Source organism: Oxalobacteraceae bacterium OTU3CAMAD1 (assembly GCA_024123915.1).
Classification (GTDB): Bacteria; Pseudomonadota; Gammaproteobacteria; order Burkholderiales; family Burkholderiaceae_D; genus Rugamonas.
On the sequence record CP099650.1, the window covers coordinates 6,618,922 to 6,634,386 of the forward strand.

Consider the following 15,465-nt stretch of genomic DNA (forward strand, 5'->3'; position numbering starts at 1 on the left):
ATGCTTCTATGGCAGCAGTCCTACCCAACGCCCCGCCAGGCGCCCCGATGCCGGGGTTGGCGCGCGCATTGCTGCAAGCCGGACGGCTCTCCGCCATGCAAGCCGAGGCGCTGCAAAAAAAATCCGTGCTCGACAAACTGGCCTTCATCGACGTGCTACTCTCGAGCGGCGTGATCGACGCCCGCGCCCTCGCCGCCTTCTGCGCCGAAACGTTCGCCTACCCGCTGATGGATGTGACCGCGCTCAACCTCGACGCGCTGCCGGCCAAGGCCATCGACAATAAACTGATGCAGGCCCAGCGCGTCATCGCCCTGGCCAAGCGCGGCAACAAGATGTCGGTCGCCATTTCCGATCCGACCAATCTGCAGGCGCTCGACCAGATCAAGTTCCAGACCGAGTCCACGGTCGAGCCCGTCATCGTGCCGCACGACGCGCTGTTGCAGCTGCTCGCCCGGCTCAACAAGACCAGCGAACAAAGCATTTCGGAACTGGCCGGCGACGAAGCGGACATCCAGTTCGCCGAAGAGGAAAGCGCGGCGGCGGCGGTGGCGGCGGCCGAGTCGGCCCCCAACGACGTCGAGGACGCGCCGGTGGTGCGCTTCCTCAACAAGATGCTGATGGACGCGGTCAACATGGGCGCGTCGGACTTGCACTTCGAACCGTTCGAGAAATTCTACCGGGTGCGCTTCCGCGTCGACGGCGTGCTGATGGAGCACGCCCAGCCGCCGATCTCGATCAAAGAAAAGCTGGTCTCGCGCATCAAGGTGCTCGCCAAGCTCGACATCTCGGAAAAGCGCGTGCCGCAGGACGGGCGCATGCGCCTGATCGTCTCGCCCACCAAGACCATCGACCTGCGCATCTCGACCCTGCCGACCTTGTTCGGCGAGAAGACCGTCATGCGTATCCTCGACGCCACGCAGGCGCAAATGGGCATCGACGCGCTCGGCTACGATCCGGACCAGAAGGACATCCTGCTCGAGGCCATCCAGCGCCCGTACGGCATGGTGCTGGTGACCGGGCCGACCGGCTCGGGCAAGACGGTGTCGCTGTACACCTGCCTGAACGTCATCAACAAGCCCGGCATCAACATCTCCACCGCCGAGGACCCGGCCGAGATCAACCTGCCGGGCGTGAACCAGGTCAACGTCAACGACAAGGCCGGGTTGACGTTCCCGGTGGCGTTGAAGTCGTTCCTGCGCCAGGACCCGGACATCATCATGGTCGGCGAGATCCGCGACCTGGAAACGGCCGACATCGCCATCAAGGCGGCACAGACCGGGCACATGGTGTTCTCGACCCTGCACACCAACGACGCGCCGTCGACCCTGACGCGGCTGATGAACATGGGCGTGGCGCCGTTCAATATCGCCTCGTCGGTGATTTTGATCACGGCGCAGCGGCTGGCGCGGCGCCTGTGCAACTGCAAGCAGCCGGTCGATATCTCGCACGACCTGCTGCTCAAGGCCGGCTTCAAGGAGCATGAACTGGACGGCAGCTGGAAGCCCTACGGCCCGGTGGGCTGCGAGCGCTGCAATGGCGGCGGCTACAAGGGCCGGGTCGGCATCTACCAGATCATGCCGATCACGCCGGCCATCGAAAGCATCATCCTCGCGCACGGCAACTCGATGGAAATCGCCGCCAAATCCGAAGAGGAAGGCGTGAAGTCGCTGCGCCAGTCGGGGCTGGTGAAGGTTAGGAACGGCCTGACCAGCCTGGAAGAAGTGCTCGGCTGTACCAACGAATAAGCGCTAAAAAAAGGACAACGATCATGGCGACTTCGGGCAACGCGGGCAACCAGGTCAAGGAAATGATCTTCGCCTGGGAGGGCAAGGACAAGACCGGCAAGACGGTGCGCGGCGAGATGCGCGCCGGCGGCGAAGCCGTGGTCAACGTCACCCTGCGCCGCCAGGGCATCATGGTCACCAAGGTCAAGAAAAAGGCCTACCGTAGCGGCAAGCGCATCACCGACAAGGACATCTCGCTGTTCACGCGCCAGCTGGCGACGATGATGAAGGCCGGCGTACCGCTGCTGCAATCGTTCGACATCGTCGGCAAGGGCCACGCCAACCCGTCGGTGTCCAAGCTGGTGATGGACCTGCGCGCCGACATCGAAACCGGCACCAGCCTGAACCAGGCTTTCCGCAAATTCCCGCTGTACTTCGATCCGCTGTTCTGCAACCTGGTCGGCGCCGGCGAACAGGCCGGCATCCTGGAGGACCTGCTGACCCGGCTGGCGATCTACAAGGAAAAAACGCTGGCCATGAAGGCCAAGATCAAATCGGCGCTGATGTATCCGGTGTCGATCCTCGCGGTGGCGTTCATCGTCACGGCGGTGATTATGATCTGGGTGGTGCCGGCGTTTAAGGAGGTGTTCGCCAGCTTCGGCGCCAACCTGCCGGCGCCAACCCTGTTCGTCATGGCGCTGTCGGAGTTCTTCGTGACCTGGTGGCACGTGATCTTCTTTACCATCGGCATGGGGATCTATTTGTTCTTCCGCGCTTGGCAACGCTCGCTGCAAATGCAGCGCTTCATGGACAAGCTGCTGCTCAAGCTGCCGGTGTTTGGCGATGTGATCCGCAAAGCCACGATCGCCCGCTGGACGCGCACCCTGGCGACGATGTTCGCCGCCGGCGTGCCGCTGGTCGAATCGCTCGACTCGGTCGGCGGCGCGGCCGGCAACGCGGTGTACCTGGACGCCACGCGCAAGATCCAGAACGAGGTCAGCACCGGCACCAGCCTGACGGTGGCGATGCAGAACGTCGAGGTGTTCCCCAACATGGTCACGCAGATGGTCGCCATCGGCGAGGAATCGGGCTCGCTCGACGCCATGCTGGGCAAGGTGGCCGATTTCTATGAAGAGGAAGTGGACGAGGCAGTGGCATCGCTGTCGAGCTTGATGGAGCCGGCGATCATGGTGATCCTGGGCGTGCTGATCGGCGGGCTGGTGGTGGCGATGTATTTGCCGATATTCAAGTTGGGGTCGGTGGTGTAGGGGAATGTGCGAACAAGCGGACGCAAGAGTACATGCATGCACGGTTACGCTGCGACACGGGACGCAGAAATTACGTGGAGACACGTAGGGCGGATTAGGCGGAACGCCGTAATCGGCCATCGATGAGCCGTTGGCGGCGCATACATGGCCGATTACGCTTCGCTAATCCGCCCACGTGTCTCTCAGGTTTTACCGGGTTTACCGGCACCGGTTAGCCACGCGATTCCGTGCGGCCCAGCCAGGCCGCGAATCGTTGCCGCCAGCGCCCTCCCCGCTTGCCATGCGGCGGATAGCACACCTTGCCCGGGACCTTTAGTATCACTTCCGTCCCGCGCTCGGGCAGACTCAACACCTCCACGCCGCCGCCCATGCGCTCAGCCCGCTCACGCATGCCGCTCAGGCCGCGATAGCCCGCCTCGGGCGCTAGCACCGCATCGATCCCCTTGCCGTCATCCCGCACGAACAGCGAAAAGTACTCGCAGCCATACACCAGCTCCAACTCGATACGGCCCGCCTGCGCATGCTGAAACGCGTTGAACATGGCCTCGCGCCCGATCCGAAAAATCTCCTCGCCGAACTCGCCATCCAGCGGCAGCGCCTTGCCGGTGACGATCATCCTGAACGGCGTCTTGAAATTGTCCCGCAGCGAGTGCCCGACTTGCGCGAACGCTTGGCTGACGTTGTCTCCGTAGACCATCGGCGTGCGCAGCGCCAGCACCTGATGACGGCCGTCGGCCAACACCTCGTCGGCCTGGTCAAGGATGGCTTCGATCGTGTCGCGCTCGGCGCTGCCGCCGGGCAGCCGCTGGCCGACGCTTTGCACCCGCAGCAGCACGCCCTGCACGCTTTGCAGCAGCGTGTCGTGCAGCTCGAAGGCGACGCGCTCGCGCTCCTCCAGTTGCTTGAGCCGGGATTCGTAGCGGCGCGCGATGTTGCGCAGGCAAATCCGGAAGAACACGCCCAGCAGCAAGCATTCCAGGATCAACCCCAACATCACAAATAAAGGTGTCTGTATGAACAACAGCAAAAACGGCTCCGTGCGGCGTGGGTTGCAATATAAGTTTCGATATCCGGTCCCCGCACATTGCCATCATTTCAATATCCTTCCCATATCCCCAACGAGGGAGGCAGCGCGCCGGCCGTCCGGCGCCGCAAGCCCTGAAAAACGCCCCGCAATGTTGCTGTGATGCTTTAATATGGGCCTGTGACCACCTACCCGCCCGCCCAGGGCCGATGACTCCGTATGCTCGACTCGATGCCGCAATCGCCGCTGCTGTTCGCCCCCGCCGCCGACCTGGCCATCAGCTTGATCGCCGGCCTGTTCGGCCTGCTGATCGGCAGCTTCCTCAACGTCGTCATCCACCGCCTGCCGAAGATGATGCAGCGCGAGTCGGACAACTATTGCGCCGTCGAGGCCGGCAAGCCGGAGATCCACATCGAGCGCTACAACCTGATGGTGCCGCGCTCGGCCTGTCCGCATTGCCACCACCAGATCACCGCGATGGAGAACATTCCGGTCGTTAGCTATCTGGCCTTGCGCGGCAAATGCAGCAACTGCAAGGCGCCGATCTCGCCGCGCTATCCGGCCATCGAGCTGCTGACCGGCGTGCTGTCGGCGCTGGTGGTGTGGAAGCTCGGCACCGGCTGGCAGGGCCTGGGCGGCCTGTTCTTCCTGTATTTCCTGGTCGCGCTGACCTTCATCGACGCCGATACCCAGTTGCTGCCCGACGACCTGACCTATCCGCTGATCTGGGCCGGCCTGCTGATTAACATCAACGGCACTTACGTGTCGCTGCACGATGCGGTGGTGGGCGCGGCGGCCGGCTATCTGGCGCTGTGGACCATTTATTGGGTGTATAAACTGGTGCGTGGCCGCGAGGGCATGGGCTATGGCGACTTCAAACTGCTGGCCGCGCTGGGCGCGTGGATGGGCTGGGCGACCTTGCCCGCTATCGTGCTGATGGCCTCGCTGGTCGGGGCGGTGGTGGGCATCGCACTGATGGTGGCGAACCGGCGCGGCTTCGATTACCAGATTCCGTTCGGGCCGTATCTGGCCGCCGCCGGCCTGATCACCTTCCTGTACCGGGAGCCGCTGACCGCCTTCACCCGCGTCGTCTATCCTTACTATTAAAAGCAAAGCCACAGCATGACTACTGCGCCCTTCTCCATCGGCCTGACCGGCGGCATCGGCAGCGGCAAGACCACGGTGGCCAATATGTTCGCCGAGCGCGGCGCCAGCATCGTCGACACCGACGTCATCGCCCACAGCCTGACCGCGCCCGGCGGCCCGGCCATGCCGGCCATCATCGCCGAATTCGGCCCGGAGTTCGCCGACGGAACCGGCGCGCTCGACCGCGCACGCATGCGCCAGCTGGTATTCGCCGACGCCGGCGCCAAGGCGCGCCTGGAAGCCATCCTCCATCCCCGCATCCGCGACGCCGCGCTGGCCGCCGGCGCTGCCGCGACCGGCAGCTATGTCATCTACGCGGTGCCGCTCCTGGTCGAGTCCGGCACTTGGCTGTCCCGGGTGGCGCGCGTGCTGGTGATCGACTGCCGCGAGGAAGTGCAAATTGCACGCGTGATGGCGCGTAACAATTTGCCGGAATCGCAAGTGCTGGCCATTATGGCGGCCCAGGCGAGCCGCGCGCAGCGGCTGGCCGCCGCCGATGACATTATCGAAAATAACGACGGAATCGCCGCCTTGGGGCCCCAAATCGACCGTTTACACGCCCTCTACATGAAAATTCGCTAGCATTTTCAAAAAGAAGGGTAACAATACCTCTGCAACGTTTGTATTTTTGCTTGGCTTGCTTCAGAATCACGTGAATTCACCGCAGGTCCACAAATAGAGGGATGTTATTTTGATTGTCTACGAATATCCTTTCAACGAGCGCATCCGCACGTTGTTGCGATTAGAGGATCTGTACGAGAAATTCAAATTCTTTGTGCATCAGGAACATCCGATGCAGCATCACGTCGCCCTGTCGACGATCTTCGATATGCTGGAAGTGGCCGGCCGCGCCGACCTGAAGTCCGACCTGCTGCAAGAACTGGAGCGCCAGCGTCAAAGCCTGCTGGGCTACCGCATGAATCCCAATGTCCAGACCGAAACCCTGGACGCCATCCTCGCCGAGCTCGACGGTGTGAGCAGCGCGCTGGTCGCTGCCCAGGGCAAGACCGGCCAGAACGTGCGCGACAACGAGTGGCTGATGAGCATCCGCGGCCGCACCATCATTCCCGGCGGCGCTTGCGAATTCGATCTGCCGTCGTACTACGCGTGGCAAAAGCGGCCGGCCGAGCAGCGTTTCAACGACATCGTCAACTGGTTCGCGCCGCTGGCGCCGTTGTTCGACGCGCTGGCCTTGGTGCTGCGCCTGCTGCGCGACTCCGGCGGCCCGGTCAAGATGATCGCCGTCGCCGGCAGTTATCAGCAAATGTTGCAGGGCAAGGTCTACCAGATGCTGCGTTTGACGCTGGATGAATCGATGGGCGCGATCCCCGAAATCTCCGCCAACAAGTACATGCTGTGGGTGCGCTTTACCACCCAGGGCGGCGACCTGAAACCCAAGGCGCTGGAAGATGATGTACCATTCGAGCTCACACTCTGTAACTTCTAAAGAATTATCATGGCCACCGTAGTTGACTGCCCTACCTGCTCCGCCAAAGTGGAGTGGAAGGAAGAGAATAAGTATCGCCCGTTCTGTTCGGAACGCTGCAAACAGATCGATCTCGGCGCCTGGGCCGAGGAAAAGTACGCCATCCCCGCCGCGCCGCCCAAAGATCCGCTCGAAGAAGAATAAGCCGAGTCGTTATACGCGATGAGCTCGGGTTCCATGTAGGGCGGATTAGCGTAGCGTAATCCGCCATGCATGCGCGGTCGGCGGCTCAACGATGGCGGATTACGGCGTTCCGCCTAATCCGCCCTACGTGGAACGCGGGTCTGCTTGCTTCACCTTCACGGCCCTGCCGATGTACAGGATCGGACCGGTCGGAAGGCCGGTCGGCGAGCCGGCCTCCGGCTCCAGCGTGATTTCAAACAGCTGCCCGGCCTCGACCTGCGGCAGCTTGCCCAGCGCTACCTTCAGCGGCTGGTTCGGCGTCACCAATCCCAGCGATTCCGGCTTGCTCCAGGTTTTCCCTTTGGTCCAGAACTGCAGCGATTTCTGGCTAGGCAACGGCGTGCCTTCCAGCGGCGTCAAGGTCAGCTGGTTGTTCAGGCTCGCCTGCACCACGTAGCCGGCGTTGCGTTCCTGTGGCGACACCAGCACCACCATGTAGGCGGGCTGCGCCGGCTCGGGACGCACCAGCACGATGCTGGCCAGCACGAAGGAGACGACCATCGCCAGCCCCGCGAGCGAGCGCCAAAGCCGCAGATCGTCCCACCAGCGGCGCCATCCGCCAGCATCGGTCACCGCCTGCGGGCGCAGATTGCCGACGATGCGCGGCCACAGCTTGGTGGACGGCTCGACCGGCTCGGCCAGCGCCGTCAACGGCAGCAGGCGGCGCTCCCACGCGTCCACTTCGGCGCGCAGCAGCGGTTCGTCCTGCATGCGGCGCTCCACTTGCAGGCGCGCCGCCAGCGGCAAGGTGCCCAGCACATACTCGCCGGCCAGCTGCTGCAATTCCTCCAGTGATTCGTTCATCCCATGCACTCCCGCAATGCGGCCAGGCCGCGCTTGAGCCAGGCCTTGACCGTGCCCAGCGGCGCGTTCAGCCGCGTCGCGATTTCGCTGTGGCTGCAGCCGTCGACATAGGCGCAGACGATGCTGTTGCGCTTGGCGCTATCGAGATGGCCGAGGCAATCGTTCAAGCGGCCCATGCTGGCTTGCAGTTCAAATTGTTCGGCCACGGTGTCGGTCCGGTCTTCCTGCAAGGCGTCGAGCGTGTCGGCCTCGGCATACACTTCCCGCTCGCGCGAGCGCAGCGTGTTGAGCGCCTGGTGGCGCACGACGGTGAAAATCCAGCCGCGCGCGGCGCCCCGTTGCGGGTCGAAGCTGGCGGCCTTTTGCCAGATGCTGACGAAGGCGTCGTGCAGCACGTCCTCGGCCACGTCGCGCCGGCGCACGATGCGCAGCGCCACGCCCAGCAAATGGCGGCCGTCCTGTTCGTACAGGCGCTGCAAGGCACGCTGGTCGCCTTTGGCACAGGCGTGCAGCGCGGCGTCGTAGTCAAAACCGTCCGGGGCGTTCGGCATCAGCAATCAAGGAAAAAGGTTGGGCGCGGCCCGGCGGTGATCTGCTGAGTGTCGACCGATTATAGCCGATCACATCCGCGCAACCGCCGGCCGTGCAACGGAATTACGCGGCTTTCCAGAAGATGTAGTCGGCCTGGTACTTCACGGTTTCCTTGGCGCCCAGGTTAGCGGCGGCGCAAGCGCTGGCCGGCGCCACGCCGCCCTTGGTGGCGACGCGCTGGATGTAGGTGACGCCGGTCATGGCGCCGCTGCCCATGGCCGGATTGGCTTTGACCAACTGCGATGGAATATTGCCGGCGCCGGCCGGGGCGACCGCGACCTGGGTGGCGGTGACCTTGGAGCCGTCGTTGTTCTGCCACGTGGCAGGCGGGCCGAAGTATTTGCCGACGCTCATGCCGCTGCGATCGCTCAGGACGGCGTCGGGGCCGACGAAGGTCCATTCGAACTGGCCGGCGGCGTCCTTCTTGGCCTTGCACTCATAGGTGATATCGCCGGCGCCGACGGTTTCCATGGCGACCTTGTTCCCTGTTGGTACTTGCACGGCGGCAGGCAAAGCCTGTTGGTCGAAGGTCGGGCCGCTGGCGCAAGCGGACAGCAGGACGGCGGCGGCGAGGATGGCGGCGGATTGTTGGATTTGCATGTCAGGCTCCTGAGTAGTAGTGAGAACCAGCGGGATTTTCCCGTTGATAGCAGTACTACACGCCAGCGCTGAGTTTGGATGCAGCCAGATGCAAATATATTTTGTGGCTATGGAGATTGAGCCGAGCCGCCGACGGCGCATGCATGGCGGATTACGCTTCGCTAATCCGCCCTACGTGGTTCCGTGGTGAGTTTGCGTTGTGGTGCAAGGATGAGTTAAGACGAAACCCGTTCGGCGCGGACCACGTCCAGCCATTCGAGCAGCGGTATCGTCGCCGGCAGCAGCGGTTCGACGCCGACCGTGCCCTGCCACGCGAAGGCCTGGCCTTCGAGGCTTTGCGGCTCGCCTTCCCAATCCCTGCTGATGTAGAAATGCAGCCGCACATGCGCGTGCGGATACACATATTCGACGCCGCACCATTCCTCGGCGCTGTTGATCGTCAGGCCCAGCTCTTCGACGAACTCGCGCTTGAGCGCTTGCAGTATCGTTTCGCCGGGATCGACTTTACCGCCCGGGAATTCCCAGTAGCCGTCGTACGGCTTGCCGGCCGGACGCTGACCCAGCAGCACATCGCCATTCGGCTTCATCAGGATGCCGACGGCGACGTCGACCGGTTTGATCTTCGCTTCCGCGCCGCTCATGCCTGGCCGCCCTGCGGCAGCTTGCCGGCGTAGTCCTTGGCGAACTGCCACGCCACCCGGCCCGAACGCGAACCGCGCTGCAAGGCCCAGCGCAAGGCGTCGGCGCGCGCCGCTTCGATCTGCGCCTCGGTGCAGCCCAGCGACGACAGCCAGTGGCCGACGATGGCCAGGTAATCATCCTGCTTGAACGGGTAGAACGACAGCCACAGGCCGAAGCGCTCCGACAGCGAGATCTTCTCCTCCACCGTTTCGCCGGGATGCAGGTCGCCGTCCTCGTCGTGCTTGTAGCTGGTATTGTCCGACATCCGCTCCGGCATCAGGTGGCGCCGGTTGGAGGTGGCGTATATCAGCACATTGTCCGACTGCGCCGAGATGCTGCCGTCCAGCGCCACCTTCAGCGCCTTGTAACCGCTCTCGCCCTCTTCGAACGACAGGTCGTCGCAGAAAATGATGAAGCGCTCCGGCCGTCCGGCGACGATGTCGACGATGTCAGGCAGCTCGGCCAGGTCGGCCTTGTCCACTTCGATCAGGCGCAGGCCGTCCTTGCCGAACTGGTTCAGGCAAGCCTTGATCAGCGACGATTTGCCGGTGCCGCGCGCGCCCGTGAGCAGCACGTTGTTGGCCGGCCGCCCCTGCACGAACTGGCGGGTGTTCTGCTCGATCTGCTCTTTCTGCGGGCCGATATGCTGCAGGTCGTCCAGCGCGATCTGCGACACGTGCGCCACCGCTTGCAGGTAGCTGGCGCCTCCGCCGCTGCGCTTGCGCCAGCGGAAGGCGAAGCCCAGCTTCCAGTCGGGTTCACGCGGCGCCTGCGGCAGCACCGCTTCCACGCGCGCCAGCAAGGCCTCGGCGCGCACCAGGAATTGTTCGAGGGGCGTCGCCATCTTAGGAACGGTAGTCGGCGTTGATGCTCACGTAGTCGTGCGACAGGTCGCAGGTGTAGACAGTGGCCGCCGCCGCGCCGCGCGCCAGCTTGACGCGCACCGTGATCTCGCTTTGCTTCATCACGCGCTGGCCGTCTTCTTCCTTGTAGTCGGGATTGCGGCCGCCATTCTTGGCCACCAGGACGTCGTCCAGATACAGATTCAGCTTGCTCACGTCGAGCTCCACGCCGGCGTAGCCGATGGCGCACAGGATGCGGCCCAGATTCGGATCGGAGGCGAAGAACGCGGTCTTGACCAGCGGCGAGTGGCCGATCGAGTAGGCGATCTTGCGGCACTCTTCGACGCTCTCGCCCTCTTCCACCGTGATGGTGATGAATTTTGTCGCGCCTTCGCCGTCGCGCACGATGGCCTGCGCCAGGAACAGCGACAGCTCGCCCACGGCCTTCGCAAGTTCGGCGTATTCCGGCGAGTCGACCGAGTTCACTTCCAGGGTGCCGGCGCCGGTGGCGATCAGCATGAAGGAGTCGTTGGTCGAGGTGTCGCCGTCGATGGTGATGCAGTTGAAGCTTTGGTCGGCGACCTGCTTGACCAGCACGTCGAGCACCGGCTGCGCGACCTTGGCGTCCAGCGCCAGGTAGCCCAGCATGGTGGCCATGTTCGGCTTGATCATGCCGGCGCCCTTGCTGATGCCGCTCATGGTGACCGTGTGGCCGCCAATGGTGACCGTGCGCGAGCCGGCCTTCGGCTGGGTGTCGGTGGTCATGATGGCTTCGGCCGCGTTGTACCAGTTGTCGGCCTTCAGGCCGGCAATCGCTTGCGGCAGGCCGGCGATCACTTTCGCGGCCGGCAGCGGCTCGAGGATCACGCCGGTCGAAAACGGCAGGATCTGCGACGCCTCGCAGCCCAGTTGCGCGGCCAGCGCGGCGCAGGTCTCGTTGGCCAGCGACAGGCCCAGTTCGCCGGTGCCGGCGTTGGCGTTGCCGGTGTTGATCAGCAGCGCGGCGATCGGCTTGCCGCTCTCTTTGGCGGCGGCCAGGTGGGCCTTGGCGATCTGCACGGGCGCGGCGCAGAAGCGGTTGAGCGTGAACACGCCCGCCACGGTGGCCGTCGGCGCGACCTTCAATACCAGCACGTCCTTGCGGTTCGGCTTCTTGATGCCGGCTTCGGCGAAACCGATTTCGACGCCGGCGACAGGCTTGAGGGCGGAGGCAAGGGGCAGAGGGGAATTGACGGCCATATATGTGATCTCGTGGGTGGAAGATTGGAAACTGGGAGCCGCTATTGTAATACCTGACGGGCAAAACGTCGCATTGCCATCCGCGCCCCCGGCCGCACCCAATGCTCTGCAAGCATTCGTAACTATTGGTTGTCGCTAACGCGATTGCCACCAACAGTGGCGAAATTGCTAAATATGCGTAAAAACCATCTTAACATTGCAATACAAGCCTATGAATCCACACGGTTTTTGCGCAAAAACCACATCTTTTTAGCACGGTCGTCCATTTTGTTACTTTTGATTTCATGCATTCAGGAAATTAGTTTAACTTGAGCAACGAATGCCGCAGCCCCGCATTGTCATACACAAACTGAACAAAAAATCGACTTAGACCGAGGATTTTGAATACATGAAAAAGCAACTGTTAGTAGCAGCCGTCCTGTCCGCGCTCACGGCTACGGCCGCCACCCAGGCTCGCGCCGGCGTATTGGACGACGGCAACCTGACCATCAGCGGCTTCGGCACGCTGGGTGTCGCCAAGAGCAACACCGACGACGCGCAATTCGCCCGCTACAACCAGGCCGAAGGCGTCGGCGACAAGGCCCGCATCGGCCTCGATACCAACCTGGGTCTGCAAGCGACCTACAAAATGAACGACTGGCTGTCCGGCACCGTGCAGGTACTGACCCGCAAGACCACCAGCGACAGCTACTCCACCGACCTGACCTGGGGCTTCCTGAAGGCGCGCGTCAACGATGAAGTGAGCGTGCGCGTGGGCCGCATCGTCATGCCGATCTTCCTGATCTCCGACTACCAGAACGTCGGCTACGCCAACACCATGATGCGTCCACCGATCGAGATGTACGGCCAGGAGCCGATGGAAAACGCCGACGGCGCCGACATCAACTACCAGCGCGCCTTCGGCGACTTCAACTTCACCGGCCAGGCCTTCGTCGGCCGCAGCCGCGGCAAACTGTTCGTGCCGACCGGCGCCGGCTCGGTGGCCAACTACCGTGCCCCCGCCGCCGGCATTAGCCTGGGCGGCGAGTACGGTCCGTTCACGGTGCGCATCGGCCACGCCCGCGCCGACTTGAAGATCAAGGATCTGGCGCCGATCAACAGCCTGGGCGCGACGCTGCGCCAGGTCGGCTTCGCGCAGCTCGCGAGCGACATCAATCTGACCGACGGCAAAAAGATCGCCTTCACGTCGCTGGGCGCGACCATGGACTGGAACAATATCCTGGTGCAAACCGAATACGCGCAGCGCCGCGCCAAGGACCCGGTCTACATCCCGGACACCAACGCCTGGTACTTCATGACCGGCTACCGCCTGGGCAAATTCCTGCCGTACTACTCGCACGCTGCCACCAAGGACGCCGGCAGCTCGGTGAACCTGCCGGCCAACTTCCCGCGCGCGGGCGTGCTGTCGTCGACCGTGCGCAGCACCTTGACGTCGGCCGAGCAGACCTCCGACTTGATCGGCGTGCGCTGGGACTTCGCCAAATCGCTGGCGCTCAAGGTGCAGGTGGACCGCGTCAAGCCCAAGACCAAATCGGGCATGCTGATCTTCGCGCCGGCCGCCGGCTACCGCAACAGCGTCACCGTCGTCGGCGCCTCGCTCGACTTCGTATTCTGATTGGAGAGCGCACATGAAAAAAATCGTTATCTCGCTCGCCCTGTCCGCAGTGGCCATGGCCTCCTTCGCCCTGTCGGCGTCGGCGGAAACCGTCGTCATCGTCAGCCAGAAAAATCCAGCCACCCGCATGTTCTCGGAACAGGCGTCGCAGTTCTTCCTTGGTAAATCGACGTTGTTTACGCCGATCGACCAGGCCGAGGGTTCGCCGATCCGCGCCGACTTCTATCGCAAGGTCGCCGACAAGGACGCAGCGCAGGTCAAGGCGCTGTGGTCCAAGCTGGTCTTCACCGGCAAGGGCACGCCGCCGAAGGAATACGCCGGCAACGCCGAAGTGAAAAAGGCGGTTGCCGCCGACCCCAAGGCAATCGGTTATATTGACAAGTCGGCAGTGGACGATACCGTCAAGGTGATTCTGACGTTGCCTTAATCCTCAACCCTCATGCCGGGACGGCGGACCGCTGCCCCGGCATGATGAAGCGACCTTTGTGAGCCGACTATTGTGAGCCTCTCGCTGCGCGCCAAATTCTTGCTGCTTAGTGCCGTGATCCAGGCGCTGGTGGTCGGCCTGCTGATATGGAATAGCATCCGGCTGATGAACCATGCGGTCGGCACCAACGCCGAGCGGGTCGCGCAGGAATATGCGGTCACGCTCAACCTCTCCCTCAGCCCCTACGCCACGCGCGGCCGCCTGCCGGAACTGAGCGGCTATCTGGCCGAAATGCTGGCCGATCCCGAAGACAGCCTGCTGCGCTATCTGCTGATACTCGACGAGAACGAACAACCGATCATCGAAGTGGGCAAGCGCAATGAGCCGCTGCCCGCGATCCTCAAACAAGGCGGCGGCACCAGCTTCAAGGGCGTCCACACCGTCATCAACGACGCGACCTTGCATGCGCGTTCGCCGCTGCTGCTGCAAGGTAGCCGCATCGGCAGCATCAACTTCGGCCTCACCACGGAAGATCTGAAACACGCGCGCGACAAGGTCATGCTGCAGGGCGGCGTGATCTCGCTGGCCGGCCTGGCCTTCGGGCTGCTGCTGTTCTACGCCTTCACCCACGGCATCGGCCGCCGGCTGCGCGCGCTGATGGGGCAATCCGCGCAAATGGAACTGGGCGACTACAGCAAGGCGCTGGCGGTTGACGGCGACGACGAAATCGCCGCCTTCGCGCGCGCGCTCAACACGATGAGCGCGGCGCTGCGCGAACGCATCGCGCAGCTGGAGCATTCGGAGCTGCGCCTGTCGGAAGCCAAGCGCGATCTGAAAGACCTGAACGTCTCGCTGGAGAGCCGCGTGACCGAGCGCTCGGCCGCGCTGGAACGCGCCAACGCCGACTTGAGCGCCGCCTTGTCCACCTTGCAGCGCACGCAGGTCGAGCTGCTGGCGTCGGAGAAAATGGCCTCGCTCGGATCGCTGGTGGCGGGCATCGCGCACGAACTCAATACGCCGATCGGCAACAGCCTGCTGGCATCGACCTCGCTGCGCGACCGCGTCGAGGATTTCGAAAGCCATGTCGCGGCCGGCGCGCTGCGCCGCTCGGAGTTGATTGTGCATCTGGAGGAGGTGCGCACCGCCAGCCAGCTGATATCGAACTCGCTGCACAAGGCGGCGGAGCTGATCTCATCGTTCAAGCAGATCGCGGTCGACCAGACCAACGACCAGCGCCGCGAGTTCGACCTGCAGGAGGCGGTGCGCGACACCATCGCCACCTATACGCCGCGTTTGCGCCGGGCCGGGTGCGAGGTGGTGCTGGAGATACAGGAAGGACTGCGCTTCGACTCGTACCCGGGCGGGCTGTATCAGGTCCTGAATAATTTGATGAACAACGCACTCAATCACGCGTTCGAGGCCGGCCGGAGCGGGACCATCACCGTGCACGCGGAAGCGGCTGCGGACGGCATGGTGGCGCTGACGTTCAGCGACGACGGCGTCGGCATGACGGACGAAGTATTGCGGCGGGTGTTCGATCCGTTTTTCACCACGCGCATGGGACAGGGCGGGACGGGTTTGGGTATGCACATCGTGTACAACATCGTCAACGCGGCGCTGGGTGGGCGCATCACGGTATCGTCGGCGCCGGGAGCGGGAACGTCGGTGCGGATGCTGTTGCCGCGTTCCGCGCCGCAGCGGGACGCAAGCCGCTAACGCACGCAAAAATCTGAAACACGTAGGGCGGATTAGGCGGAACGCCGTAATCGGCCATGCATGCGCCGCCGGAACGCATACATGGCCGATTACGCTGCGCTAATCCGCCCTACGTGTAT

Annotated in this window: 16 protein-coding genes; 9 read left to right on the forward strand and 7 right to left on the reverse strand. The window is 63.5% G+C overall.

Going from position 1 to position 15,465, the window contains the following annotated elements; all coding sequences use genetic code 11:
* The first annotated feature begins 8 nt into the window (after positions 1-8).
* Positions 9-1,745: a type IV-A pilus assembly ATPase PilB gene (gene pilB / locus NHH88_28200; GenBank protein ID USX13492.1), complete on the forward strand. Its 1,737-nt coding sequence runs from the start codon at positions 9-11 to the stop codon at positions 1,743-1,745.
* A 23-nt stretch (positions 1,746-1,768) separates the two neighbouring features.
* Entirely contained in the window at positions 1,769-2,992 is a 1,224-nt protein-coding gene (locus NHH88_28205; GenBank protein ID USX13493.1) for a type II secretion system F family protein, read from the forward strand.
* 211 nt (positions 2,993-3,203) lie between these two features.
* On the opposite strand, the gene NHH88_28210 is transcribed toward NHH88_28205, so the two are convergent.
* Positions 3,204-4,019 carry a histidine kinase gene (locus tag NHH88_28210; protein USX13494.1) on the reverse strand — a complete coding sequence of 272 codons (816 nt, stop codon included), beginning with the start codon at positions 4,017-4,019 and terminating at the stop codon, positions 3,204-3,206.
* Between the two features lie 228 nt (positions 4,020-4,247).
* Between NHH88_28210 and NHH88_28215 the strand changes: the two genes are divergently transcribed.
* The 4 genes from NHH88_28215 (at position 4,248) to yacG (ending at position 6,792) form a co-directional block, all read left to right on the forward strand.
* Positions 4,248-5,123 carry an A24 family peptidase gene (locus NHH88_28215; GenBank protein ID USX17459.1) on the forward strand — a complete coding sequence of 292 codons (876 nt, stop codon included), beginning with the start codon at positions 4,248-4,250 and terminating at the stop codon, positions 5,121-5,123.
* A 15-nt stretch (positions 5,124-5,138) separates the two neighbouring features.
* The gene (gene coaE, locus NHH88_28220) at positions 5,139-5,744 is read left to right on the forward strand and encodes a dephospho-CoA kinase (protein USX13495.1); all 606 of its coding nucleotides are present in this window, start codon (positions 5,139-5,141) and stop codon (positions 5,742-5,744) included.
* Between the two features lie 109 nt (positions 5,745-5,853).
* Positions 5,854-6,609 carry a cell division protein ZapD gene (gene zapD, locus NHH88_28225; GenBank protein ID USX13496.1) on the forward strand — a complete coding sequence of 252 codons (756 nt, stop codon included), beginning with the start codon at positions 5,854-5,856 and terminating at the stop codon, positions 6,607-6,609.
* Between the two features lie 9 nt (positions 6,610-6,618).
* Entirely contained in the window at positions 6,619-6,792 is a 174-nt protein-coding gene (yacG, locus tag NHH88_28230) for a DNA gyrase inhibitor YacG (GenBank protein ID USX13497.1), read from the forward strand.
* Positions 6,793-6,915: 123 nt separating this feature from the next.
* Here yacG and NHH88_28235 read toward each other — a convergent pair whose 3' ends face one another.
* The 6 genes from NHH88_28235 to argJ form a co-directional block, all read right to left on the reverse strand.
* Positions 6,916-7,635 (reverse strand): anti-sigma factor, encoded by a 720-nt coding sequence (locus NHH88_28235; GenBank protein USX13498.1) that lies wholly within the window; start codon positions 7,633-7,635, stop codon positions 6,916-6,918.
* Complete coding sequence (locus NHH88_28240; GenBank protein ID USX13499.1) at positions 7,632-8,186, reverse strand: sigma-70 family RNA polymerase sigma factor; 555 nt, start codon at positions 8,184-8,186, stop codon at positions 7,632-7,634. Before NHH88_28240 ends, NHH88_28235 begins: the two co-directional genes overlap by 4 nt.
* A gap of 103 nt (positions 8,187-8,289) precedes the next feature.
* The gene (locus tag NHH88_28245; GenBank protein ID USX13500.1) at positions 8,290-8,826 is read right to left on the reverse strand and encodes a DUF3455 domain-containing protein; all 537 of its coding nucleotides are present in this window, start codon (positions 8,824-8,826) and stop codon (positions 8,290-8,292) included.
* A gap of 215 nt (positions 8,827-9,041) precedes the next feature.
* Complete coding sequence (locus NHH88_28250; GenBank protein ID USX17460.1) at positions 9,042-9,413, reverse strand: NUDIX domain-containing protein; 372 nt, start codon at positions 9,411-9,413, stop codon at positions 9,042-9,044.
* A gap of 50 nt (positions 9,414-9,463) precedes the next feature.
* On the reverse strand, positions 9,464-10,351 hold the full coding sequence (locus NHH88_28255) for an ATP-binding protein (GenBank protein USX13501.1): 888 nt from the start codon (positions 10,349-10,351) through the stop codon (positions 9,464-9,466).
* A 1-nt stretch (position 10,352) separates the two neighbouring features.
* Entirely contained in the window at positions 10,353-11,588 is a 1,236-nt protein-coding gene (argJ, locus tag NHH88_28260) for a bifunctional glutamate N-acetyltransferase/amino-acid acetyltransferase ArgJ (protein ID USX13502.1), read from the reverse strand.
* Between the two features lie 388 nt (positions 11,589-11,976).
* Between argJ and NHH88_28265 the strand changes: the two genes are divergently transcribed.
* The 3 genes from NHH88_28265 (at position 11,977) to NHH88_28275 (ending at position 15,346) form a co-directional block, all read left to right on the forward strand.
* Positions 11,977-13,203, forward strand: a complete 1,227-nt coding sequence (locus NHH88_28265) for a porin (GenBank protein ID USX13503.1) — start codon at positions 11,977-11,979, stop codon at positions 13,201-13,203.
* A 13-nt stretch (positions 13,204-13,216) separates the two neighbouring features.
* Positions 13,217-13,630 carry a hypothetical protein gene (locus NHH88_28270; protein USX13504.1) on the forward strand — a complete coding sequence of 138 codons (414 nt, stop codon included), beginning with the start codon at positions 13,217-13,219 and terminating at the stop codon, positions 13,628-13,630.
* A 72-nt stretch (positions 13,631-13,702) separates the two neighbouring features.
* A complete protein-coding gene (locus NHH88_28275) occupies positions 13,703-15,346 on the forward strand; it encodes an ATP-binding protein (protein USX13505.1) in 1,644 nt (547 codons plus the stop codon).
* Positions 15,347-15,465: the final 119 nt, after the last annotated feature.

Excerpts from the sequence above, each read along its gene's own strand:
- NHH88_28205 (USX13493.1), top strand. The coding sequence starts at position 1,769 with ATGGCGACTTCGGGCAACGCGGGCAACCAGGTCAAGGAAATGATCTTC.
- NHH88_28265 (USX13503.1), top strand. The coding sequence starts at position 11,977 with ATGAAAAAGCAACTGTTAGTAGCAGCCGTCCTGTCCGCGCTCACGGCT.
- coaE (USX13495.1), top strand. The coding sequence starts at position 5,139 with ATGACTACTGCGCCCTTCTCCATCGGCCTGACCGGCGGCATCGGCAGC.
- NHH88_28255 (USX13501.1), bottom strand. The coding sequence starts at position 10,351 with ATGGCGACGCCCCTCGAACAATTCCTGGTGCGCGCCGAGGCCTTGCTG.
- pilB (USX13492.1), top strand. The coding sequence starts at position 9 with ATGGCAGCAGTCCTACCCAACGCCCCGCCAGGCGCCCCGATGCCGGGG.
- NHH88_28240 (USX13499.1), bottom strand. The coding sequence starts at position 8,186 with ATGCCGAACGCCCCGGACGGTTTTGACTACGACGCCGCGCTGCACGCC.
- NHH88_28235 (USX13498.1), bottom strand. The coding sequence starts at position 7,635 with ATGAACGAATCACTGGAGGAATTGCAGCAGCTGGCCGGCGAGTATGTG.
- NHH88_28250 (USX17460.1), bottom strand. The coding sequence starts at position 9,413 with ATGAAGCCGAATGGCGATGTGCTGCTGGGTCAGCGTCCGGCCGGCAAG.
- NHH88_28270 (USX13504.1), top strand. The coding sequence starts at position 13,217 with ATGAAAAAAATCGTTATCTCGCTCGCCCTGTCCGCAGTGGCCATGGCC.
- NHH88_28245 (USX13500.1), bottom strand. The coding sequence starts at position 8,826 with ATGCAAATCCAACAATCCGCCGCCATCCTCGCCGCCGCCGTCCTGCTG.
- NHH88_28215 (USX17459.1), top strand. The coding sequence starts at position 4,248 with ATGCCGCAATCGCCGCTGCTGTTCGCCCCCGCCGCCGACCTGGCCATC.
- argJ (USX13502.1), bottom strand. The coding sequence starts at position 11,588 with ATGGCCGTCAATTCCCCTCTGCCCCTTGCCTCCGCCCTCAAGCCTGTC.
- yacG (USX13497.1), top strand. The coding sequence starts at position 6,619 with ATGGCCACCGTAGTTGACTGCCCTACCTGCTCCGCCAAAGTGGAGTGG.